The following is a 21,262-nucleotide window of genomic DNA, read 5'->3' as shown; positions in this document are numbered from 1 at the left end:
TAGAAAGCGCACCCCAACAGGTCAACCATTCAGAATTTTTGTATCAATCGGTAGCGCCCTTAGAACGTATCTTTCCAAGCCCTCAAGGCCGCAAAAACCTCACTCGGCGTCTGGTTTCGCTGGCCGCTCCGTTCGTCTGCTTTTTGTTTAACGGATGTTTCAGTGGTGCGCAGGAACGGATTGGTGAGTTTTTCCAAGGCCAGGGTCGAGGGCAGGGTGGTGACGCCGTCGCTGCGTTGTTGGCTGACTTTGGCCAGGCGCGCGGCGATGTCAGGGTTGTCCGGCTCGACGGCCGCGGCGAATTTCAGGTTGCTGAGGGTGTACTCGTGGGTGCAGTAGACCAGGGTGTCTTCAGGCAGCGCGGCGAGGCGGCTGAGGGAGTGATGCATCTGCGCCGGGGTGCCTTCGAACAGGCGGCCGCAGCCGGCGGCAAACAAGGTGTCGCCACAGAACAGCAAGCCGTGGTGGTAGTAGGCGATATGCCCCAGGGTGTGGCCGGGCACGGCGAAGACCTCGAAGTCCCAGCCCAGCACGTTGACCGTATCGTGGTCGTTCAGCGCGGTGTCGCGCGCCGGGATGTTCTCGCCAGCCGGGCCGTGGACGGTGGCGCCCGTCGCCTTTTTCAGCGCCTGCACGCCACCGACGTGATCATGGTGATGATGGGTGATCAGGATGTCGCTCAGTACCCAGCCGGGGTGCGCATCGAGCCAGGCCTGGACCGGTGCGGCATCGCCCGGGTCGACCACCGCGCAACGCCGGGTCGAGTGATCCTGTAACAACCAGATGTAGTTATCGGTGAACGCGGGCAGGGCACTGATCTGTATCATCGCGGAATTCGCCAAGCTGAAAACAAAGGCGCATCTTAGAACTTCCTGACGCGTTGGAGAATGCAATGACTGATGAAGCGTTCGCCCAGGCCGATCCCGACTGGCTGGCGTTGATCAGCGCCGCCCGTGAATGGCTGTCCGGTCCTGTCGGGCAATTTTTGCTGGATGAAGAACGACGCATGCTCGAAGACGAGCTGGGCCGGTTCTTTGGTGGCTACCTGGTGCACTACGGGCCTTCGGCGCAGACGCCGCCGTCGGCGCCGCAGGTCCAGCGCAACGTGCGCCTGGGCGCGCCCTTGCCCGGGGTGGAAATTGTCTGCGAGGAACAGGCCTGGCCGCTCAGCGAACACGCCGCCGATGTGGTGGTCATGCAGCATGGCCTGGACTTCTGCCTGTCGCCCCATGGCTTGTTGCGTGAAGCGGCGAGCAGCGTGCGCCCCGGCGGGCACCTGCTGATCATCGGTATCAACCCCTGGAGCAGTTGGGGCCTGCGCCGCGTCTTCGCCCAGGACGCCTTGCGCCAGGCCCGTTGCATCTCGGCCTCGCGGGTGGGCGACTGGCTCAACCTGCTCGGTTTCGCGCTGGAGAAACGCCGCTTCGGGTGCTATCGTCCGCCGCTTGCGTCGCCCAAGTGGCAGGCCCGCCTGGCCGGCTGGGAGCGCAAGGCCGGTGACTGGCAACTGTCCGGCGGCGGTTTCTACCTGCTGGTGGCGCGCAAGATCGCCGTAGGGCTGCGCCCGGTACGCCAGGTGCGCCGGGAGCCGATGGGCAAGCTGATTCCCTTGCCCATGGCCAAGGTCAATCGTCGCCACATCGAGCCGTAAACCTTTTTCTGATGATCGGCCGACATTTCGGTCACGGGCGTCGTTGGCTTCGACCAGCGGGCCTTTGCATTTTTTTCCTGGATAGATTGGCATGAGCGATAGCGTAGAACTCTTTACTGACGGCGCCTGCAAGGGCAACCCTGGCCCGGGTGGCTGGGGCGCGTTGCTGGTGTGCAAGGGCGTGGAGAAGGAGCTCTGGGGCGGCGAAGCCAATACCACCAACAATCGCATGGAACTGATGGGCGCCATTCGTGGCCTGGAAGAGCTCAAGCGGCCGTGCGACGTGCTGCTGGTGACCGACTCGCAGTACGTGATGAAGGGAATCAACGAATGGATGGCCAACTGGAAGAAGCGTGGCTGGAAGACGGCCGCGAAGGAACCGGTGAAGAACGCCGACCTGTGGAAACAGCTGGATGAGCAGGTCAACCGCCACAACGTCACCTGGAAATGGGTGCGCGGCCACATCGGTCACGCGGGTAACGAGCGGGCCGACCAGTTGGCCAACCGCGGAGTGGATGAAGTGCGGGGCTACAAGCAGGGCTGACACCGCGGCTGTGCTGCCCAGACCACGCCAGCCTTCACGGGCCGGCGTGGCTCAACTTCTGGCGGTCAACGGCATCAGAACCCCGTGGTGTTGATGGACACGTCGGGTTTTGGATGCCAGGGATTGAAGGGCTCCCCAGCGGGGCCCTGTTCCGAGAGCGTGATCCGGCGGCCAATGTCATAACCCAGCGCTCGGTGACCGTTGACCTGCGTTCTGGGGTAATTGATGTCCTGGGTCGCCACTTGCGGAAAGCGATCACATTCGCCAAGCCATTGGTGTTTGCACGCAGACAATCCCTGCTGGTAGAGCCAGACCGCTTCGCAGGAAAAGTCATTGTCGCCATCGCAGTTCGACAACCGGCGACTCCAGTCCGGGTTTGGCGGCATGGACGCTTCCTGGGTCGACAGTTTGACGTACAGAACCCGGATCCGGTTTTCGGGCGTGCACCCTTGGTCGGGGCAGATATCGAACCGAAAGAAGGGGTTGGATTTAACGAAGTTGAATCCAATATCCTTGCGGCTAAACGTTTCACAGGCATCGGCGTCGAGAAACTTGTCCGGGACGGTGGCCGAGCCTTCTACCTTGTAGAACTTCAGTCCTTCCTCCTTGCCCAGATGGCACCGCAAGCGCTGCAAGGCGTCGAACACGGCCATCCGCTGGTCGCCCTGGCTGGTGGCTTCGTGTTCTGCGTCAACCGTGATGATGTTCTTGACCCGTCTTTTCACCAGGGCGTAGAGCCCGAGGTTTTCCGAGTGCCCACCGTCACTGAGGTAAACCGAGTCTCGAGTTTCGTCATATCGCCGGTTGGTGGCGAAGTAGAAAGGGAACGGCAGGGCTTTGTGCCAAGCGCGAGTGGCCGGCTCAACCCTGGGGTTTGCCACGTACCGGCCGAGCGACAGATTCAGGGCGTCGGCCAGCGCATCCACGGGGACATAGGCCAGGGGCTGGTCGGTCAGTTTAAGGTCGTCGACAGCGGCGCCCGACATCATGACGGCTTCGGAGAGCCTGGGCGCGCGGGCGGGGTAGCAAGGTACTCCGTAGGTTGCCCTCTTTGTGTCGTCCTGATAGTCGCAGTAGCCAAACGCGGTATTGCCGTAGGCCAGCGGTGAAAATTCATAAACGACGCTCGCCAGGTCGGAGTTGAAGCCCGCGAAGTCGGCGGTGCGCAGCCATTCGACGCTGCCTCCGTAGGCGGCGGTGGTGTTGACGATGAAAAACGGTATCTCACCGCGTTTTGCCGCGTCCGCCAATTCGCCGTAACTGGGCGGCGCGTCTTTTAAGGTTGAATGCCAGTCTGTCGGATAGGCCGCGAACGTCCGGTCGATCCCGTGCTGGTAGGCCGACTCCCAAGGGTTCAAGTTGACCTGCCACCTGAAGAGGCCGTTCGCGAGAATATTGAGGGGCACGGAAGGCACCCAGACCGCCCCGCGCCCGACCATTTCGCCGATGTAGCTGCTCTGGTTGATAAACGCGCCGTAATTCGAATCCTGCGTCCTGGTGATCAGGTAGCTGTTGTTTTCAAGGTAGGTCTGGAACCGTCTGGTTGTTTGATCGGCATGGTGGGGGCGCGCCATGGGTTCGATGTCCGGGCTATCCCGCACGGCCTTGTACACGTAATAGCTTTTGAACAACTCGTCAGGCGTGACAGTGTGTGCGGCGTAGTGCCTGGCGCCGAAGAGCTGGTGGGTGAGCCATAAGTTGGCATAACTGCCGCCTGATACCGAAGAGACAATGTCGATCTTGTCGAGCAGCCCCTGTTTTTGCAGGCCCGCGAGAACCCCGATGGAAAACGTCGCCGAGCGCATCCCGCCGCCAGACAGGGACAGGCCGAGTTCCGGACGATAGCCGGCGATTTCCTGCCCGGTACAGGGGGCGACGATGGCGTTGGCTGGCGTGTGAAGCTGTTGCCGATACGAGCGCAGGAGGCAATTCTCGGCCGCCCTCAGCGCCGCGCTTCTTTCTTCGTAGCGTGCCGGATCGGGTTGCTCGCCGTCGGTACGGCCGAGGTCGGGCTTATCGTCGATCGACGCGCAACCGGATAACAGGGCGAGGGTGAACGTTGCCCACTTCGTGGCGCCAGCGCCGAGTGTTTTTTCATGGGGTCGAGGGATGTGATACATGTCACGCTCCTTAGGGACCTGGCGTTGAGCGAAGGCCAGTGGCGTGAGGCTAGCACCTGGGTGGCTTAGTGCCACTGAGCCATCATTCATTTGCACCAGCCGGGTCGCGGAAATCCCTTGGCGAAGGGAGCGTGCTAACATCCGCGCTTTTGCAAGCCTGCCCGTTGAGAGCTGAACACTGATGGCCAACAGATCTGTTGTACTGGATACCGAAACCACCGGCATGCCGGTGACCGATGGTCACCGGATTATCGAAATCGGTTGTGTCGAGCTGATCGGCCGGCGCCTGACCGGTCGCCATTTCCACGTTTACCTGCAACCGGACCGCGAGAGTGACGAGGGCGCCATTGGCGTCCACGGCATCACCAACGAGTTCCTGGTGGGCAAGCCGCGGTTTGCCGAAGTGGCCGATGAGTTCTTCGAATTCATCAAGGGCGCGCAGTTGATCATCCACAACGCGGCGTTCGACGTTGGGTTCATCAACAACGAATTCGCGCTGATGGGCCAGCATGACCGCGCCGACATCAGCCAGCATTGCACCATCCTCGATACCCTGGTGATGGCCCGGGAGCGGCACCCGGGGCAGCGCAACAGCCTCGACGCCTTGTGCAAGCGCTACGACGTCGACAACTCCGGCCGTGAGCTGCACGGCGCCTTGCTCGACTCGGAAATTCTGGCCGACGTCTACCTGACCATGACCGGCGGGCAGACCAGCCTGTCCCTGGCGGGCAACGCCTCCGATGGCAACGGTTCGGGCGAGGGGTCGGGCAACCAGGCCACGGAAATCCGTCGCCTGCCGGCAGACCGCCGTCCCGCCCGGATCATTCGTGCCAGCGAAAGCGACCTGGCCGAACATGCCGCGCGTCTGGAAGCCATCGCCAAGTCGGCCGGTGCTCCGGCACTGTGGACGCAGTTGGCTGAGGCTTGAGGGCTTTGGCGCATAAATGCCTGTGGGTGCGAGCCCGCTCGCTCCCGCGGACCCACCTTGTTCATTCGCCACAATCGCCATGACCTTCTAACCTCAGGTTACGGGCAGGCTACGGATCCCGCTTGATGAGTGAAGATTTGAAAGACCAGGGCAATGGATGGCTATGCGCCGTTGGTTGTCTCAAGGAATGAGGACGTTTCCCAGTATGCAACCGGTCATGAATCCCAAGCACCCCGGGCTGTCGGTGCGCATTGTCGATGACGGTTTCGCTGCCTATATCTGGGGCAGTGACTTCAGCTTCGAGGTCAGTGACTACGGCACGGCGCAGGTCGGTCGCCCGGTGAGCCAGTGGCCGGTGACGCCGATCGTTCCCTATCGCAAGTGCTATGGCATCGATCCCGAGGAGTTCAGCAGCTTCCGCGATGCTCCGGACAGCGAAATCTTCATGGCGTACCTGGATGACCAGCCGGTGGGGCACCTGGTGGTCAGTACCAACTGGAACGGGTTCGCCCACATCGACGAGCTGGCGGTGCATGCCCCGGCCCGTCGCCATGGGGTGGCCAAGGCCTTGCTCGACGTCGCGCAGTTCTGGAGTCGCAAGAAAAAGCTGCCGGGCATCATGCTGGAAACCCAGAACAACAACCTGGGCGCGTGCCGGCTCTACGAGCGTTGCGGTTACGTACTGGGTGGGATCGATCACCTGCGCTATCGCGGCATCGACCGCCACACCGCCGAAGTGGCGCTGTTCTGGTATCGGCTGTTCGACGATCCGCTGGGCATGGCGATCAGTGGCCCAGCAGCGCCTCGGCTTGTTCCTTGACTCGTTCGAGAAGTGATTCAAGGGCGGGCGAGGGCTCGCGGCCTTTGAGGCTCAATGCATAAAGGTCAATCAGGATGGCGGGTGCCAGCGGGCAGGTGTCCAGGCCCGCGCTCTTGGCGCCCGACGCGGTAAAAGGGTCGACGATGGCCAGGCCTTCGCCAGCCTCGACCATGGCCCGCATCATCTGGTGGGTCTGGACGCGGATCTGGATCACCGGCGCCGGGCGCAACGCCGCCAACTTGTGCTCGAACGCCGGGCTCAACGGGTCGTGCCCTTCGAGCCCCACCAATGATTGTCCCGCCAGGTCCTGGAGCGAAATGTACTTCTGCCGCGGTTGCAGCCAGCCATGGGGAGCCAGCAACTGCAGTTTGCCCTGGGCGATCACCTGGCAATCGATGTCGGGATGTTCAGGGTTGTGCAGGCTGAGGCCCAGGTCGCTTTCGCGCAGGAGCAAGCTCTGGACGATGCCGCGGGTTGGCTGGCTGAGCAGGGTGCAAGGGGCATCCGCGAAGCGCCGGCGCAAGGCGGCGATGCTCTGGGGCAACAATTGCTGGGCCAAGGGCGGGGTGCAGATGATGCGCAGTGGCGGCGCCTGGTAGTGTTTCAGGCTGCTGGCCAGCCGCTGCACCGGTTCGAGGGTGTCGTACACCTGCGTGATGCCGTCGCGCAGTTCGAGGGTTTCCCGGGTGGCCTGCAAGCGTCCGCGCACACTGGCAAACAGCATGAACCCCAGTTGGGCCTCGGCATCACGCAGAATTGCCTCGACCTCTGCCACTGGCAGTTGCAGCCACTCGGCCGCTGTGCCGAGATGGCCGGTCTGCAGCAGCGCCTGGATCACTTCGATGTGGCGTAAACGCATGCAAGAAGTCCGTGTTCGGCGGATAAGCCATTGGGTGGCCGAATCCTAACCCAAGTCCGGGCATGACTTCTGCTCATAACAACGGTTACGAGGCGATTTGCGTTTCAGGTTCGCGGATGAGCTCGATACCCGACTGCACCAGCAGGAAGCGGTCTTCGTCGAGTTTGTTGACGCGATCACCAATGGCCAGCTTATAAGTGGTGACAGGCTCCTTGCCGTATCCCTCGGGCGACGGGGTCGATTCCTGGAACTCATGCACCGAATAGACGCGGCCTTCGGCGTCTCGCGCATGGAATTGTCCGACAAGTACTGCTGCCATTGCTTAGAACCTCTGGAAATAGATCACTCGATTTGCGGTTCTGTAGACCTTGGTCTATCGCGGTAAGTTTTCCTACAAGAAAAAAATAGTCCAGCCGGCAGGATTTCGTCGCTCCACTGGTCCAAATGTAACGCCGATCATCTATAACTACAGATCCTTTGAGCCGACAGTCGAGAAGCCTCTCATGAGTAATGTCTACACCGTGGCCGTTTTGGTGGGCAGCCTGCGCAAGGCGTCGATCAACCGCAAGATCGCCCTGGCCCTGGCCGACCTGGCACCCGCCAACTTGAAGCTGGAGATCGTCGAGATTGGCGACTTGCCCCTCTACAACGAAGACATCGACGTGACGCCGGCACCGGCCGCCTACGCGACATTCCGCCAGCGGGTGGGCGCGGCCGATGCGCTGTTGTTCGTCACCCCGGAGTACAACCGTTCGGTGCCGGCCCCTTTGAAAAATGCCATCGACGTGGGCTCGCGCCCTTACGGCCAGAGTTGCCTGAGCGGCAAGCCGGGCGCGGTGATCAGCGCTTCCCCAGGTGCCATCGGTGGCTTCGGCGCCAATCACCATTTGCGCCAGTCCCTGGTGTTCCTCGATGTGCCCTGCATGCAGCAACCGGAAGGCTACCTGAGCGGCGCCGGTACGGCGTTCGACGAGGCGGGCCAGTTGTCGGAGTCGCTGAAGCCGTTCCTGCAGAAATTTATCGCGGCCTATGGCCAGTGGGTCGAGCAGCATAAAAAGGCCTGAACCCCGGGGCCTCAGGCGGTCTTCTGTGGCGAGGGGATTTATCCCCGTTGGGGCGCGAAGCGCCCCCTTCAATCTGTCTGAAACACCGTTGCTCAACTTTTTGGGGCTGCTTTGCAGCCCATCGGGGATAAATCCCCTCGCCACAAAAGTGCTCTGCGCGCTCGATCCTGGCTTTACCGAATGTCTAGGTTTACCTATATTCGCCCCTCTTTCCCCCTCAGCTATCCCTCTGCGCAAGGCTGTAACGCATGCTCATCGCGTCATTGATTTTCCTGCTGACCATTACGCTGGTGATCTGGCAACCCAAAGGCCTTGGCGTTGGCTGGAGCGCGACGCTCGGCGCGTTGTTGGCCCTGTTGAGCGGGGTGGTGCACCTGGCCGACATCCCGTTGGTGTGGCAGATCATCTGGAACGCCACCGGCACGTTCGTCGCGTTGATCATCATCAGCCTGTTGCTGGACGAGGCGGGGTTCTTCGCCTGGGCGGCCCTGCACGTGGCCCGATGGGGTCGGGGCAGCGGGCGCAAGCTGTTTGCCTACATGGTGTTGCTCGGGGCGCTGGTGTCGGCGCTGTTTGCCAACGACGGGGCGGCGTTGATCCTGACGCCGATCGTGATCTCGATGCTCCTGGCGCTGCGCTTTTCCCCGGCGGCGACCCTGGCGTTCGTGATGGGCGCCGGCTTCATCGCCGACACCGCAAGCCTGCCGCTGGTGGTGTCGAACCTGGTGAACATCGTGTCGGCAGACTTTTTCGGCATCGGCTTCAACCGCTACGCGGCGGTCATGGTGCCGGTGAACCTGGTGAGCGTGGCGGCCAGCCTGGGGATTCTGCTGTGGTTCTTCCGGCGCGACATTCCCGGCGATTATGACCCGCAACAACTGGACGATCCGGCCACGGCGATCCACGACAAGGCGACGTTCTATGCCGGTTGGGCGGTGCTGGTGATCCTGCTGGTGGGCTGCTTTGCCCTGGAGCCGCTGGGCATTCCGATCAGTGCGATCTCGGCGGTGTGCGCCGCGTTGCTGCTGGGCGTGGCGGCCCGCGGACACAAGATTTCCACCCGCAAGGCGATGAAGGAAGCGCCGTGGCAGATCGTGATCTTCTCCCTCGGCATGTACCTGGTGGTCTATGGCCTGCGCAACGCCGGGCTGACCGGCTATCTCGCCCATTGGCTCGACAGCTTTGCCGCGTACGGCGTATGGGGCGCGGCCATGGGCACCGGCGTGCTGACGGCGCTGCTGTCGTCGGTGATGAACAACCTGCCGACGGTGCTGATCGGTGCCTTGTCCATCGACGCCAGCCAGGCCACCGGGGCGGTGAAGGAGGCGATGATCTACGCCAACGTGATCGGCAGCGACCTGGGCCCGAAAATCACCCCGATCGGCAGCCTGGCCACCTTGCTCTGGCTGCATGTACTGGCACGCAAGGACATTCGCATCGGCTGGGGCTATTACTTCAAGGTCGGGATCGTGCTGACGGCACCGGTGTTGCTGGTGACGTTGGCGGCGCTGGCTGTGCGGTTGTCCTTCTAAAGCGAGGTGGCCGCCTTCGCGGGCAAGCCCGCTCCCACAGGGTTTTGTGGTTGCCAGCAAGATTGCAGACGCTGCGGTCATTGTGGGAGCGGGCTTGCCCGCGAAGGCGGCCATCCAGGCACAGCAACGTTCAGCCATTACCCGGCACAGCCGGCCAGAGATCCGCCACCAGGAACACTCGCTCGGCTTCTTCCCACTCGCCCGCGCTGTTTTCCCCCAGGCGCACCAGCAATTGCGCTGGCGCCATCGGGTCCAGGGCCTGTCGCCAGGCTTGCAGTTGTGCGCTGCTCCAGGTCTGTTCGGCCGGATAATGCGCCGGGGCCAGCCAGGCGGCGCGGGGCAGGGGTTGCCAGCGCCCTGGCGGACGTTGGGCAACGAATGCCGGCCAATCGCGCTGATGCAACCAACTGCCGCGCAGATGCCGGGGGTGGGCGCCCAAGGGTGGTTCGGCGTGGTTCGGCCAGGGGTAGAGCAGATAGCCGCCCAGCCAGAGTTCGGAGTGCAGCCGCTCGTCGCCTGAGGGTTCGATGCCCAGCGCCGCCAGGGCCTCACGGCTTTCCGGGCGCGCCGAGATCGGCAACTGGTGTTCGCGCAGGTGCGCCAGTTTACGGTCGAGCCGGTCATGGCTGCCCGGGCCCAGCCATTGCGCGGCGTCTTGCCCATCGCCCTGTTGAGGGCCCAGGTACAGCTTGATCGCCAGTTCCAGGTGATGAATGCCGTCGTCGTCGCGCAACAACAGGTCCAGTTCCCCCAGCGTATGGCCCTCGCGCCGGATCGGCAGGTTCGCGGCGATCAGTTCGATGCCCGGTGCGTGCTGTACGGCGAACTGCCACAACCTTTCGTAATACAGCCCCAGGCGTCGCGTCCGTCCCTGTGACAACCACTGCAGCAACGAATAGCTGTCGCGGTCCAGCTGCCTGAGCCAGTGTTCCAGTCGGTCGGGGTTTCGCACCCAATCGCTGCGGGTCAGCGGATGGCGCTGGGGCCAGGGCGTGTCGATGAGCATCGGTGGGGCCAGCAGCGCCCACGCCAGGTCGCGCACCTCGGGGTGGCGCAGGCGACGGGGCAGGTCCAGTAATTCAGGGAACAGGATCATTTTGCGAGCATAGCTGCTGCGGCGAAGGCTTAAAGAATTTTGTCTATGGAGCGCTTTCGCCCATAATCGTGATTTTCGCCCGCCGCAGACCCTCGCAGGAGCCTCATGGAGCAATTTCGCAATATCGGCATCATCGGTCGCCTGGGCAGTTCACAGGTGTTGGACACCGTTCGCCGTCTCAAACGTTTCCTCCTGGAGCGACACCTGCATGTGATCCTCGAAGACACCATCGCCGAAGTGTTGCCCGGCCACGGCTTGCAAACGTCGTCGCGCAAGATGCTCGGCGAGGTTTGTGACATGGTGATCGTGGTTGGCGGTGATGGCAGCCTGCTGGGGGCTGCGCGGGCCCTGGCGCGGCACAATATCCCGGTGCTGGGGATCAACCGCGGCAGCCTGGGCTTCCTGACCGATATCCGGCCGGACGAGCTGGAGATCAAGGTCGCCGAGGTGCTGGACGGCCACTACCTGGTGGAAAACCGTTTCCTGCTGCAAGCCGAGGTGCGCCGGCACGCCGAAGCCATCGGCCAGGGCGACGCCCTCAACGACGTGGTGCTGCACCCGGGCAAGTCCACGCGGATGATCGAATTCGAGCTGTACATCGACGGCCAGTTCGTCTGCAGCCAGAAGGCCGACGGCCTGATCGTCGCCACGCCCACCGGTTCCACGGCCTACGCGCTGTCCGCCGGCGGCCCGATCATGCACCCCAAGCTCGACGCTATTGTGATTGTGCCCATGTACCCCCATACCTTGTCTGGGCGACCCATCGTGGTCGATGGCAACAGTGAGCTGAAAATCGTCGTGTCCAAGGATATGCAGATCTACCCGCAAGTGTCCTGTGACGGCCAGAACCATTTCACCTGCGCGCCGGGTGACACCATCACCGTCAGCAAGAAAGCGCAGAAGCTGCGCCTGATCCACCCGCTGGATCACAATTACTATGAAGTCTGCCGGACCAAGCTCGGCTGGGGCAGTCGGCTCGGAGGTGGAGGCGACTGATGCTCGATCCTGCGCGCAGTTACGATCTGATCGGTGACGTGCACGGATGCGCCCTGACTCTGGAACACCTGCTGGACCGACTCGGTTATCACAAGCAGGGCGGGGTCTGGCGACATCCGTCGCGCATGGCCGTGTTCCTGGGCGATATCATCGACCGTGGCCCGCGGATCCGCGAAGCGCTGCACATCGTCCACGACATGGTCGAGGCCGGCCAGGCGCTGTGCATCATGGGCAACCACGAATTCAACGCCCTGGGTTGGAGCACCCCGGCATTGCCCGGCAGCGGCCAGCGCTACGTGCGCGAGCACACCCCGCGCCACGCTCGCCTGCTGCACGAGACCCTGACGCAATTCGAGCAGCACCCCGGCGACTGGCATGACTTCCTCAAGTGGTTCTATGAATTGCCGCTGTTTGTCGACGCGGGCCGGTTCCGGGTGGTGCACGCCTGTTGGGACGCCGGCCTGATCGAACCGTTGCGCGGCCTGTTCCCTGACGGCTGCGTCGACGAGCACTTCCTCCAGGCGTCGGCGCAACCGGGCAGCTTCGCCTGCACGGTGTTCGATCGCCTGCTGCGCGGCACCGACATGCGCCTGCCCCACGGGATGACCCTCACCGGTGGCGATGGCCTGACCCGGTCGTTCTTCCGCACCAAGTTCTGGGAAGACGATCCCAAGACCTACGGCGACATCGTGTTCCAGCCCGACGCCTTGCCCGAACCGGTGGCGCGCAGGCCATTGTCGGCCGACGAAAAGAACAACCTGTTGCGCTATGGCATCGATGAACCCCTGTTGTTCGTCGGCCACTATTGGCGCAGCGGCAAGCCCGCGCCGATCCGTCCGAACCTGGCGTGCCTGGACTACAGCGCGGTGCTTTACGGCAAGTTGGCGGCCTACCGGCTCGACCAGGAAACCCGCCTGGACCCGCATAAGTTCGTCTGGGTCGATGTCGAGCGGCCTGAGGTGATGCCGTGAACCTGGTCGCGGTGTTGCGTTTGCCGTTGACAGCGGACCTGAGCGGTTTCGTCACGTTGCTGCAACGCCTGCAGGTGCCACACCGGGTCAGCGAGGAGGCGGGCGAGCAAGTGCTCTGGGTGCCGGACGAGATGGGCGAAGATGTGCGCACCCTGTATGGCCGTTTTCCGCAGGGCGATCCCCAACAGACCCTGGAGCTGCCGGCCATCGGCCCTGCGCCGAAAAGGCCGGGCGTCGTCGAGCAACTGACGCGAAGCCCGATGACCGCCCTGGTGTTGCTGTTGAGCCTGGTGGTCGGTGTCGTGACCCTGTTGGGCGAGAATCTCCAGGCATTGCGTTGGCTGACCTTCCTCGAATTTCGCGTTGCCGGTGACTACATCCAGTTCACCCCCCTGGCCGACAGCCTGGCGGCGGGGCAGTGGTGGCGCCTGGTGACACCGATGCTGATCCACTTCGGTTTCCTGCACATTGCCATGAATGGCCTGTGGTATTGGGATTTGGGGCGGCGGATCGAGGCGCGCCAGGGCGGCATCAATCTGTTGGGGCTGACGCTGCTGTTCAGCCTGGTGTCCAATTTCGTCCAGTACCTGGTCAGCGGCGCATCACTGTTCGGCGGTTTGTCCGGCGTGTTGTATGGCCTGCTGGGGCATTGCTGGATTTATCAATGGCTGGCACCGAATCCGGTTTACCGCCTGCCCCGTGGCGTCCTGGCGATGATGCTGGGGTGGCTGCTGCTGTGCATGTCCGGGCTGGTTTCGCTGGTCGGTTTCGGAGAAATCGCCAACGGCGCCCACGTGGGCGGCCTACTCATCGGTTGCTTCACGGGCTTGTTGGGCGGGCTGTTCGCTCGCCGTAAAATGGCCCGACCATGATCCTGTGGCGAGGGAGCTCGCTCGCCACGAATGACCAATAGTCCACTTATCTTTATTGTCACTAACGAACGCGCGGAGAACCCATGTCCTCGTTCAACGAAATGATCCAGAACATCACCCCCGACATCTATCGCAGCCTGAAGCTGGCGGTGGAGATCGGCAAATGGGCCGATGGCAACAAACTCACCGCCGAACAGCGCGAGTTGTCGTTGCAGGCGATGATCGCCTGGGAAATCCAGAACCTGCCCGAAGAAGAGCGCACCGGTTACATGGGGCCGCAGGAATGTCAGTCCAAGGCGCACGAAGTGCCGAACATCCTGTTCAAGTCGGACGCCATCCATTGATCGAGATTGGCCGCGGTGCAATCAGCAAGATGTCGGCGCGCCTTGACGGGCCGAACGTTCAGTATGCCTTGCGTCTGGGCGATCTCGAGGTGCCGGTCAATCCGTTGATCGGCAGCAGGGTGCGCCTGGAGTTCCTCGGTGCGATCCATTGCAGCCATTGCGGGCGCCGGACCAAGACCAGCTTCAGCCAGGGGTATTGCTACCCGTGCATGACCAAGCTGGCGCAGTGCGATGTGTGCATCATGAGCCCCGAGCGCTGCCATTTCGAGGCGGGCACCTGCCGCGAGCCGGCATGGGGTGAGCAGTTTTGCATGACCGATCATGTGGTGTATCTGGCGAACTCGTCCGGCGTGAAGGTCGGCATCACCCGTGCCACCCAACTGCCGACCCGCTGGCTGGACCAGGGCGCGAGCCAGGCGTTGCCTATCCTGCGGGTCGCCACCCGTCAGCAGTCGGGGTTTGTCGAAGACCTGTTCCGCAGCCAGGTGGCGGACAAGACCAATTGGCGCGCCTTGCTCAAGGGCGACGCCGTGGCGGTGGACCTGCCGCAGATCCGCGATGCGCTGTTTGAAAGCTGCGCCCCGGGATTGCAGGGGTTGCAGGAACGATTCGGCTTGCAGGCGATCCAGACCATAGCGGACGTCGAACCCCTCGAGATCCGTTATCCGGTGGAGCAATACCCGACCAAGATCGTCAGCTTCAACCTGGACAAGGACCCGATCGCCGAAGGCACGTTGCTGGGGATCAAGGGCCAGTACCTGATTTTCGACACTGGCGTGATCAACATTCGTAAATACACGGCCTACCAGCTGGCCGTGCATCAGTAGAAGGATTCGACCCATGCGCACCGAACAACCGAAGATGATTTACCTGAAGGACTATCAGGCGCCCGAGTACCTGATCGACGAGACGCACCTGACCTTCGAGTTGTTCGAGGACCACAGCCTGGTCCATGCGCAACTGGTGATGCGCCGCAACCCCGAGCGCGGTGCCGGCCTGCCGCCGCTGGTGCTCGATGGTCAGCACCTGGAGCTGATTTCGATCAAGCTCGACGACACTGACCTGGCTTCGGGTGACTATCAGTTGGACGACAGTCACCTGACCGTGCAGCCCACGGCCCAGGCCTTTACCGTCGACACCACCGTCCGGATCCACCCGGAAACCAACACCGCCCTGGAAGGCCTGTACAAGTCCGGCGGCATGTTCTGCACCCAGTGCGAGGCCGAGGGTTTCCGCAAGATCACCTATTACCTCGACCGCCCGGACGTGATGAGCAAGTTCACCACCACCGTGGTGGCCGAGCAGCACAGCTACCCGGTGCTGCTGTCCAACGGCAACCCGATCGCCAGCGGTCCTGGCGAAGACGGTCGGCACTGGGCGACCTGGGAAGACCCGTTCAAGAAGCCGGCCTATCTGTTTGCCCTGGTGGCCGGTGACCTGTGGTGCGTCGAAGACACCTTCACCACCTCGAGCGAGCGCAGCGTGGCGCTGCGCATTTATGTCGAGCCGGAAAACATCGACAAATGCCAGCACGCCATGACCAGCCTGAAGAAGTCGATGCGCTGGGACGAGCAGGTGTATGGCCGCGAGTATGACCTGGACATCTTCATGATTGTCGCGGTCAACGACTTCAACATGGGGGCCATGGAAAACAAGGGCCTGAACATCTTCAACTCCAGCGCGGTGCTGGCCCGCGCCGAAACCGCCACCGACGCCGCGCACCAGCGGGTCGAGGCGATCGTCGCCCACGAGTACTTCCACAACTGGTCGGGCAACCGCGTGACCTGCCGCGACTGGTTCCAGCTGTCGCTCAAGGAAGGCTTCACGGTGTTCCGCGACGCCGGTTTCTCCGCCGACATGAACTCCGCCACCGTCAAGCGCATCCAGGACGTGGCCTACCTGCGCACCCACCAGTTCGCCGAAGACGCCGGCCCCATGGCCCACCCGGTGCGTCCGGACAGCTTTATCGAGATCTCCAACTTCTACACCTTGACCGTGTACGAAAAGGGCTCGGAAGTGGTCGGCATGATCCACACGCTGCTGGGGGCGCAAGGGTTCCGCAAGGGCAGCGACCTTTACTTCGAGCGCCACGACGGCCAGGCCGTGACCTGCGATGACTTCATCAAGGCCATGGAGGATGCCAACGGCGTCGACCTGACCCAGTTCAAGCGCTGGTACAGCCAGGCCGGTACGCCACGGCTGGCCGTGACCGAGTCCTACGACGCGGCGGCTCGTACCTACAGCCTGACCTTCAGCCAAAGCTGCCCGCCAACTCCGGACAAGCAGGAAAAACTGCCGTTCGTGATTCCCGTCGAGCTGGGCCTGCTGGACCGCCAGGGCGCTGAGATACCCTTGCGCCTGGCCGGTGAAGCCGCCGCGAGCGGCACGTCGCGGGTCATCTCGGTGACCGAGGCCGAGCAGACCTTCACTTTTGTCGACATCGCCGAACAACCGCTGCCATCGCTGCTGCGCGGCTTCTCGGCACCGGTCAAGCTGAGCTTCCCGTACAACCGCGACCAGTTGATGTTCCTGATGCAGCACGACAGCGACGGTTTCAACCGCTGGGACGCCGGCCAGCAACTGTCGGTGCAGGTGTTGCAGGAGTTGATCGGCCAGCACCAGAAGGGGGCGAGCCTGGTGCTGGACCCGCGCCTGGTCACCGCATTGCGCACGGTGCTGTCGGACGAATCCCTGGACCAGGCCATGGTCGCGGAAATGCTTTCGCTGCCGAGCGAAGCCTACCTGACGGAAATCAGCGAAGTGGCGGACGTCGAGGCGATCCACGCCGCCCGCGAGTTCGCCCGCCAGCAGTTGGCCGAGAGCCTGTTCGAGGCCTTGTGGCTGCGCTACGAAGCCAACCGCGACCTGTCCAGGCGTACGCCGTACGTGGCCGAGGCCGAGCATTTCGCCCGGCGCGCCTTGCAGAACATTGCGCTGTCGTACCTGATGCTTACCGACAAGCCGCAGGTGTTGAGTGCCACGTTGGAGCAGTTCGACACCGCCGACAACATGACCGAACGCCTGACGGCGCTGGCGGTGCTGGTCAATTCGCCGTTCGAGGCCGAGAAGGCCCGCGCCCTGGAAGTGTTCGCGGAAAACTTCAAGGGCAACCCGCTGGTCATGGACCAATGGTTCAGCGTCCAGGCCGGCAGCCCGCTGCCCGGTGGCCTGGCGCGGGTCAAGGCGTTGATGGAACACCCGGCGTTCAATATCAAGAACCCGAACAAGGTGCGGGCGCTGATCGGCGCGTTTGCCGGGCAGAACCTGATCAACTTCCACGCCGCCGACGGCTCGGGCTATCGCTTCCTGGCCGACCTGGTCATCCAGCTCAACGGCTTCAACCCGCAGATCGCCTCGCGCCAGTTGGCGCCGCTGACCCGCTGGCGCAAGTACGACAGCGCTCGCCAGGCGCTGATGAAGGCCGAACTGGAGCGCATCCTGGCCTCCGGCGGGCTGTCCAGCGATGTGTTCGAGGTGGTGAGCAAGAGCCTGGCGTAAATCACCCGTCGTGGCGAGGGAGCTTGCTCCCGCTGGCCTGCGAAGCAGGCCCGATCCTGACTCACGTCTCGCTGGAAACAGTGGATGAATCAGGGCAGGGAGTCCTTCGGCCTCCAGCGGGAGCAAGCTCCCTCGCCACATCCATCATCCTCGCGAATACCTTCTGATTCACCCTCGGCCGATCTCCCCATGGTTAACAAAAGATAACGTGGCGTCGATTGTCAGACCTTTCGAAAGCCCGATAGGATAGGTCAGCTTCCGAAGTGGCTCTAGATTGCAGGTTTGCGCCGCGATCAAGTTGCTTACGGCGCCCTGAAAGGTTGAATGACCAACAATAATAAATGGGGGAAAGGTCTATGAATGAGCCTGTCATGGCGGTGGGCCGCTGTCGCCCGCCGGTGCTGCGCAGAGTGGCGTTGCTGGCTTCGGCGCTCTCGCTGCTGGGCTCTGCCGTGTTGTCGGCGCCGGTGATGGCCGTTGCGGCGTCGACCACCGATGTCATCTATTCCGTCGAATCGGCCAAGGCCAGCAAGACCCTGATGCTCGACGTGGTACACGCCGGCCAGCGGCTGGTGGCGGTTGGCGACCGGGGCCACATTGTCTACTCGGACGACCAGGGCACTACCTGGACCCAGGCCAAGGTGCCGACCCGCCAGATGCTCACCGCCGTGTTTTTCGTCGACGACAAGCACGGCTGGGCCGTGGGCCACGACGCGCAGATCCTGGCCAGTGACGACGGTGGCAGCACCTGGACCAAGCAATTCGAAGAACTCAAGCGCGAAGCGCCGCTGCTGGACGTCTGGTTCAAAGACCCCAGCCATGGCTTCGCCGTCGGCGCCTATGGCGCGCTGTTCGAAACCACCGACGGCGGCAAGCACTGGGAAGACGCCAGCGACCGCCTCGACAACGAAGACCAGTTCCACCTCAACGCCATCACGGCCGTGAAAGACGCCGGCCTGTTCATCGTGGGCGAGGCCGGCAGCATGTTCCGCTCCAGCGATTGGGGCCAGACCTGGGAAAAGCTCGAAGGCCCCTATGAAGGCTCGCTGTTCGGCGTCATCGGCACCGCCCAGCCTTCCACGCTGCTGGCCTACGGCTTGCGCGGCAACCTCTATCGCTCCACCGACTTCGGCGGCTCTTGGGAGCAGGTCGAACTCAAGGCCGCCCGCGGCGCCCTGGAGTTCGGCCTGTCGGGGGGCACGCTGCTGGCGGACGGCTCCATCGTGATCGTCGGCAACGGCGGCAGCGTGGTGCGTAGCACCGACGATGGCGTGAGCTTCAGCGTGTACAACCGTCCGGACCGGATTTCCGTGGCCGCGGTCACGGCGGCGGGCAACGGCAACCTGATCCTGGCGGGGCAAGGCGGCGTGCGCGCCACCACGGCCACCGGTGCTGAACTGAGCAAATGAGTCGAGCCTGCACGACGGGCACAAAAACAAGAAGGCGGACCCCATGAGCAGTCATCACCAAGACAAGGCGACGTTCCTTGAGCGCCTGATTTTCAATAACCGCCCGGCAGTGATCGTCATTTGCCTGCTGGTCAGCCTTTTCCTGTTCTGGCAGGCCACGCTGATCCGGCCGTCCACCAGCTTCGAGAAAATGATTCCGCTCAAGCATCCTTTCATCGAGAAGATGCTCGAACACCGCAATGACCTGGCAAACCTGGGCAATACCGTGCGGATCTCGGTGGAAGCCACCGACGGTGACATTTTCTCCAAGGAATACATGGAGACCCTGCGCCAGATCCACGACGAGGTGTTCTACATTTCCGGCGTCGACCGTTCCGGGCTCAAGTCGCTGTGGAGCCCGAGTGTGCGCTGGACCGAGGTGACGGAGGAGGGCTTTGCCGGTGGCGAGGTGATTCCCCAGAGCTACAACGGTTCGGCCGACAGCCTCGACCTGCTGCGCAACAACGTTCTCAAGTCCGGCCAGGTCGGGCGCCTGGTGGCCAACGATTTCAAGTCGAGCATCATCGACATCCCGTTGCTGGAGTCCTACCCGGACCCGCAGGACCAGGGCAAGTTGCTGGCGCTGGACTACCAGAAGTTCTCCCACGAGCTTGAAGACAAGATCCGCAACAAGTTCGAGGCGCAGAACCACAACGTGCAGATCCACATCGTCGGTTTCGCCAAGAAGGTCGGCGACCTGATCGATGGCCTGATCATGGTGGTGATGTTCTTCGGCGTGGCCTTCGTCATCACCCTGGTGCTGTTGTACTGGTTCACCCACTGCATGCGCAGCACCATTGCGGTACTGAGCACCACGCTGGTGGCGGTGGTCTGGCAACTGGGGTTGATGCACGCCGCCGGTTTCGGCCTCGATCCCTACTCGATGCTGGTGCCGTTCCTGATCTTTGCCATCGGCATTTCCCACGGCGTGCAGAAGATCAACGGCATCGCCTTGCAGTCCAGCGAGGCGGACAACGCCCTGACCGCCGCGCGGCGCACGTTCCGCCAGCTGTTCCTGCCGGGAATGATCGCGATCCTGGCGGACGCCGTCGGCTTCATTACCCTGCTGATCATCGACATCGGCGTGATCCGCGAGCTGGCCATCGGTGCCTCCATCGGCGTGGCGGTGATCGTGTTCACCAACCTGATCCTGCTGCCCGTGGCGATTTCCTACGTCGGCATCAGCAAGCGTGCCATCGAGCGCAGCAAGAAGGACGCGACCCGCGAGCATCCGTTCTGGCGTGTGCTGTCGAACTTCGCCAGCGCCAAGGTCGCGCCGGTGTCCATTGCCCTGGCCCTGATCGCCTTCGGCGGCGGCCTGTGGTACAGCCAGAACCTGAAGATCGGCGACCTCGACCAGGGCGCGCCGGAACTGCGGCCGGACTCGCGCTACAACCAGGACAACAATTTCATCATCAGCAACTACTCCACCAGTTCCGACGTGCTGGTGGTGATGGTCAAGACCAAGGCCGAGGGCTGCTCGCGCTACGAAGCCATGGCGCCGATCGACGAGCTGATGTGGAAGATGCAGAACACCGAGGGCGTGCAGTCGGCGATTTCCCTGGTGACCGTGTCCAAGCAGATGATCAAGGGCATGAACGAGGGCAACCTGAAGTGGGAAACCCTGTCGCGCAACCCTGACGTGCTGAACAACTCCATCGCCCGGGCTGATGGTCTGTACAACAACAGTTGCTCCCTGGCGCCGGTGCTGGTGTTCCTCAACGACCACAAGGCCGAGACCCTGGACCGCGCCGTCACGGCGGTGCAGGAATTCGCCAAGGAAAACAACCGCGATGGCCTGGAGTTCATCCTCGCCGCCGGTAACGCCGGCATCGAAGCGGCCACCAACGAGGTGATCAAGGAGTCGGAGCTGACCATCCTGATCCTGGTGTACATCTGTGTGGCGACCATGTGCATGATCACCTTCCGCTCCTGGGCGGCGACCTTGTGCATCGTGCTGCCGCTGGTGCTGACCTCGGTGCTGGGCAACGCGCTGATGGCGTTCATGGGCATCGGTGTGAAGGTCGCGACCCTGCCGGTGGTGGCGTTGGGCGTGGGGATTGGCGTGGACTACGGCATCTACATCTACAGCCGCCTGGAAAGCTTCCTGCGGGCCGGGTTGCCGTTGCAGGAAGCGTACTACCAGACGCTCAAGTCCACCGGTAAAGCCGTCCTGTTCACCGGCCTGTGCCTGGCCATCGGCGTGTGCACCTGGATCTTCTCGGCCATCAAGTTCCAGGCCGACATGGGCCTGATGCTGACGTTCATGCTGTTGTGGAACATGTTCGGTGCGCTGTGGCTGCTGCCGGCACTGGCGCGATTCCTGATCAAGCCGGAAAAACTGGCGGGGCAGAAGGGCAATTCGTTGTTTGCCCATTGATGGATCAAGGCTGGCGCAGACCCCTGTGGCGAGGGGATTTAGCGAAACGTCGCACCGCCCCGCTGGACTGCGCCAGCAGTCCCAAAAACCTGACACGCCAGTGTGTCAGGTTGATTGAGGTGGCAGAGTTGGGGTCGCT

Annotated in this window: 19 protein-coding genes; 14 read left to right on the top strand and 5 right to left on the bottom strand. The window is 62.8% G+C overall.

The genetic code is table 11. The features are described 5' to 3' along the window. Window positions 1-59: 59 nt before the first annotated feature. Entirely contained in the window at window positions 60-827 is a 768-nt protein-coding gene (gloB, locus tag KI241_RS14835; protein WP_212802657.1) for a hydroxyacylglutathione hydrolase, read from the bottom strand. Window positions 828-892: 65 nt separating this feature from the next. Between gloB and KI241_RS14830 the strand changes: the two genes are divergently transcribed. Both KI241_RS14830 and rnhA read left to right on the top strand, forming a co-directional pair. Then, complete coding sequence (locus tag KI241_RS14830) at window positions 893-1,651, top strand: methyltransferase domain-containing protein (protein ID WP_042729980.1); 759 nt, start codon at window positions 893-895, stop codon at window positions 1,649-1,651. Between the two features lie 91 nt (window positions 1,652-1,742). Beyond that, on the top strand, window positions 1,743-2,195 hold the full coding sequence (rnhA, locus tag KI241_RS14825) for a ribonuclease HI (RefSeq protein WP_042729981.1): 453 nt from the start codon (window positions 1,743-1,745) through the stop codon (window positions 2,193-2,195). A 74-nt stretch (window positions 2,196-2,269) separates the two neighbouring features. On the opposite strand, the gene KI241_RS14820 is transcribed toward rnhA, so the two are convergent. Beyond that, window positions 2,270-4,315 carry a patatin-like phospholipase family protein gene (locus tag KI241_RS14820; protein WP_212802656.1) on the bottom strand — a complete coding sequence of 682 codons (2,046 nt, stop codon included), beginning with the start codon at window positions 4,313-4,315 and terminating at the stop codon, window positions 2,270-2,272. A gap of 181 nt (window positions 4,316-4,496) precedes the next feature. On the opposite strand from KI241_RS14820, the gene dnaQ reads away from it, so the two are divergent. Both dnaQ and KI241_RS14810 read left to right on the top strand, forming a co-directional pair. Next, on the top strand, window positions 4,497-5,243 hold the full coding sequence (dnaQ, locus tag KI241_RS14815; protein WP_042729983.1) for a DNA polymerase III subunit epsilon: 747 nt from the start codon (window positions 4,497-4,499) through the stop codon (window positions 5,241-5,243). A gap of 205 nt (window positions 5,244-5,448) precedes the next feature. Further along, the gene (locus KI241_RS14810; RefSeq protein ID WP_042729984.1) at window positions 5,449-6,063 is read left to right on the top strand and encodes a GNAT family N-acetyltransferase; all 615 of its coding nucleotides are present in this window, start codon (window positions 5,449-5,451) and stop codon (window positions 6,061-6,063) included. On the opposite strand, the gene KI241_RS14805 is transcribed toward KI241_RS14810, so the two are convergent. After that, a complete protein-coding gene (locus KI241_RS14805; RefSeq protein ID WP_212802655.1) occupies window positions 6,029-6,922 on the bottom strand; it encodes a LysR substrate-binding domain-containing protein in 894 nt (297 codons plus the stop codon). The genes KI241_RS14810 and KI241_RS14805 overlap by 35 nt on opposite strands. 85 nt (window positions 6,923-7,007) lie before the next feature. Beyond that, window positions 7,008-7,241 carry a hypothetical protein gene (locus KI241_RS14800; RefSeq protein ID WP_042729986.1) on the bottom strand — a complete coding sequence of 78 codons (234 nt, stop codon included), beginning with the start codon at window positions 7,239-7,241 and terminating at the stop codon, window positions 7,008-7,010. 184 nt (window positions 7,242-7,425) lie between these two features. Between KI241_RS14800 and KI241_RS14795 the strand changes: the two genes are divergently transcribed. Further along, window positions 7,426-7,986 carry an NADPH-dependent FMN reductase gene (locus KI241_RS14795; protein ID WP_042729987.1) on the top strand — a complete coding sequence of 187 codons (561 nt, stop codon included), beginning with the start codon at window positions 7,426-7,428 and terminating at the stop codon, window positions 7,984-7,986. Between the two features lie 248 nt (window positions 7,987-8,234). Continuing rightward, on the top strand, window positions 8,235-9,518 hold the full coding sequence (locus KI241_RS14790; protein ID WP_042729988.1) for an arsenic transporter: 1,284 nt from the start codon (window positions 8,235-8,237) through the stop codon (window positions 9,516-9,518). Window positions 9,519-9,648: 130 nt separating this feature from the next. On the opposite strand, the gene KI241_RS14785 is transcribed toward KI241_RS14790, so the two are convergent. Beyond that, entirely contained in the window at window positions 9,649-10,614 is a 966-nt protein-coding gene (locus KI241_RS14785; protein ID WP_212802654.1) for a DUF1853 family protein, read from the bottom strand. Window positions 10,615-10,719: 105 nt separating this feature from the next. Between KI241_RS14785 and KI241_RS14780 the strand changes: the two genes are divergently transcribed. The 8 genes from KI241_RS14780 (at window position 10,720) to KI241_RS14745 (ending at window position 21,123) form a co-directional block, all read left to right on the top strand. Then, window positions 10,720-11,610: an NAD(+) kinase gene (locus KI241_RS14780; RefSeq protein WP_003180647.1), complete on the top strand. Its 891-nt coding sequence runs from the start codon at window positions 10,720-10,722 to the stop codon at window positions 11,608-11,610. Next, on the top strand, window positions 11,607-12,581 hold the full coding sequence (locus tag KI241_RS14775; protein WP_185057668.1) for a metallophosphoesterase: 975 nt from the start codon (window positions 11,607-11,609) through the stop codon (window positions 12,579-12,581). The genes KI241_RS14780 and KI241_RS14775 overlap by 4 nt, the downstream gene beginning before the upstream one ends. Then, window positions 12,578-13,453 carry a rhomboid family intramembrane serine protease gene (locus KI241_RS14770; protein ID WP_212802653.1) on the top strand — a complete coding sequence of 292 codons (876 nt, stop codon included), beginning with the start codon at window positions 12,578-12,580 and terminating at the stop codon, window positions 13,451-13,453. The genes KI241_RS14775 and KI241_RS14770 overlap by 4 nt, the downstream gene beginning before the upstream one ends. A gap of 83 nt (window positions 13,454-13,536) precedes the next feature. Further along, on the top strand, window positions 13,537-13,797 hold the full coding sequence (locus KI241_RS14765; protein WP_042729992.1) for a DUF1315 family protein: 261 nt from the start codon (window positions 13,537-13,539) through the stop codon (window positions 13,795-13,797). Further along, a complete protein-coding gene (locus tag KI241_RS14760; RefSeq protein WP_212802652.1) occupies window positions 13,794-14,624 on the top strand; it encodes a DUF2797 domain-containing protein in 831 nt (276 codons plus the stop codon). The genes KI241_RS14765 and KI241_RS14760 overlap by 4 nt, the downstream gene beginning before the upstream one ends. Before the next feature lie 13 nt (window positions 14,625-14,637). Next, complete coding sequence (gene pepN, locus KI241_RS14755; protein ID WP_212802651.1) at window positions 14,638-17,295, top strand: aminopeptidase N; 2,658 nt, start codon at window positions 14,638-14,640, stop codon at window positions 17,293-17,295. 356 nt (window positions 17,296-17,651) lie between these two features. Next, the gene (locus KI241_RS14750; RefSeq protein WP_212802650.1) at window positions 17,652-18,704 is read left to right on the top strand and encodes a YCF48-related protein; all 1,053 of its coding nucleotides are present in this window, start codon (window positions 17,652-17,654) and stop codon (window positions 18,702-18,704) included. 43 nt (window positions 18,705-18,747) lie between these two features. Then, window positions 18,748-21,123 (top strand): RND family transporter, encoded by a 2,376-nt coding sequence (locus KI241_RS14745; protein ID WP_047738801.1) that lies wholly within the window; start codon window positions 18,748-18,750, stop codon window positions 21,121-21,123. Window positions 21,124-21,262: the final 139 nt, after the last annotated feature.

Origin of the sequence: Pseudomonas sp. Cab53 (assembly GCF_018325965.1) — a bacterium.
Lineage (GTDB): Bacteria > Pseudomonadota > Gammaproteobacteria > Pseudomonadales > Pseudomonadaceae > Aquipseudomonas > Aquipseudomonas chlororaphis_E.
This window is presented reverse-complemented; position numbering and strand designations above follow the sequence as displayed.

Excerpts from the sequence above, each read along its gene's own strand:
- KI241_RS14745 (WP_047738801.1), top strand. The coding sequence starts at position 18,748 with ATGAGCAGTCATCACCAAGACAAGGCGACGTTCCTTGAGCGCCTGATT.
- pepN (WP_212802651.1), top strand. The coding sequence starts at position 14,638 with ATGCGCACCGAACAACCGAAGATGATTTACCTGAAGGACTATCAGGCG.
- dnaQ (WP_042729983.1), top strand. The coding sequence starts at position 4,497 with ATGGCCAACAGATCTGTTGTACTGGATACCGAAACCACCGGCATGCCG.
- rnhA (WP_042729981.1), top strand. The coding sequence starts at position 1,743 with ATGAGCGATAGCGTAGAACTCTTTACTGACGGCGCCTGCAAGGGCAAC.
- KI241_RS14800 (WP_042729986.1), bottom strand. The coding sequence starts at position 7,241 with ATGGCAGCAGTACTTGTCGGACAATTCCATGCGCGAGACGCCGAAGGC.
- KI241_RS14765 (WP_042729992.1), top strand. The coding sequence starts at position 13,537 with ATGTCCTCGTTCAACGAAATGATCCAGAACATCACCCCCGACATCTAT.
- KI241_RS14810 (WP_042729984.1), top strand. The coding sequence starts at position 5,449 with ATGCAACCGGTCATGAATCCCAAGCACCCCGGGCTGTCGGTGCGCATT.
- KI241_RS14805 (WP_212802655.1), bottom strand. The coding sequence starts at position 6,922 with ATGCGTTTACGCCACATCGAAGTGATCCAGGCGCTGCTGCAGACCGGC.
- KI241_RS14830 (WP_042729980.1), top strand. The coding sequence starts at position 893 with ATGACTGATGAAGCGTTCGCCCAGGCCGATCCCGACTGGCTGGCGTTG.
- KI241_RS14750 (WP_212802650.1), top strand. The coding sequence starts at position 17,652 with ATGAATGAGCCTGTCATGGCGGTGGGCCGCTGTCGCCCGCCGGTGCTG.
- KI241_RS14820 (WP_212802656.1), bottom strand. The coding sequence starts at position 4,315 with ATGTATCACATCCCTCGACCCCATGAAAAAACACTCGGCGCTGGCGCC.
- gloB (WP_212802657.1), bottom strand. The coding sequence starts at position 827 with ATGATACAGATCAGTGCCCTGCCCGCGTTCACCGATAACTACATCTGG.
- KI241_RS14780 (WP_003180647.1), top strand. The coding sequence starts at position 10,720 with ATGGAGCAATTTCGCAATATCGGCATCATCGGTCGCCTGGGCAGTTCA.
- KI241_RS14795 (WP_042729987.1), top strand. The coding sequence starts at position 7,426 with ATGAGTAATGTCTACACCGTGGCCGTTTTGGTGGGCAGCCTGCGCAAG.
- KI241_RS14790 (WP_042729988.1), top strand. The coding sequence starts at position 8,235 with ATGCTCATCGCGTCATTGATTTTCCTGCTGACCATTACGCTGGTGATC.
- KI241_RS14785 (WP_212802654.1), bottom strand. The coding sequence starts at position 10,614 with ATGATCCTGTTCCCTGAATTACTGGACCTGCCCCGTCGCCTGCGCCAC.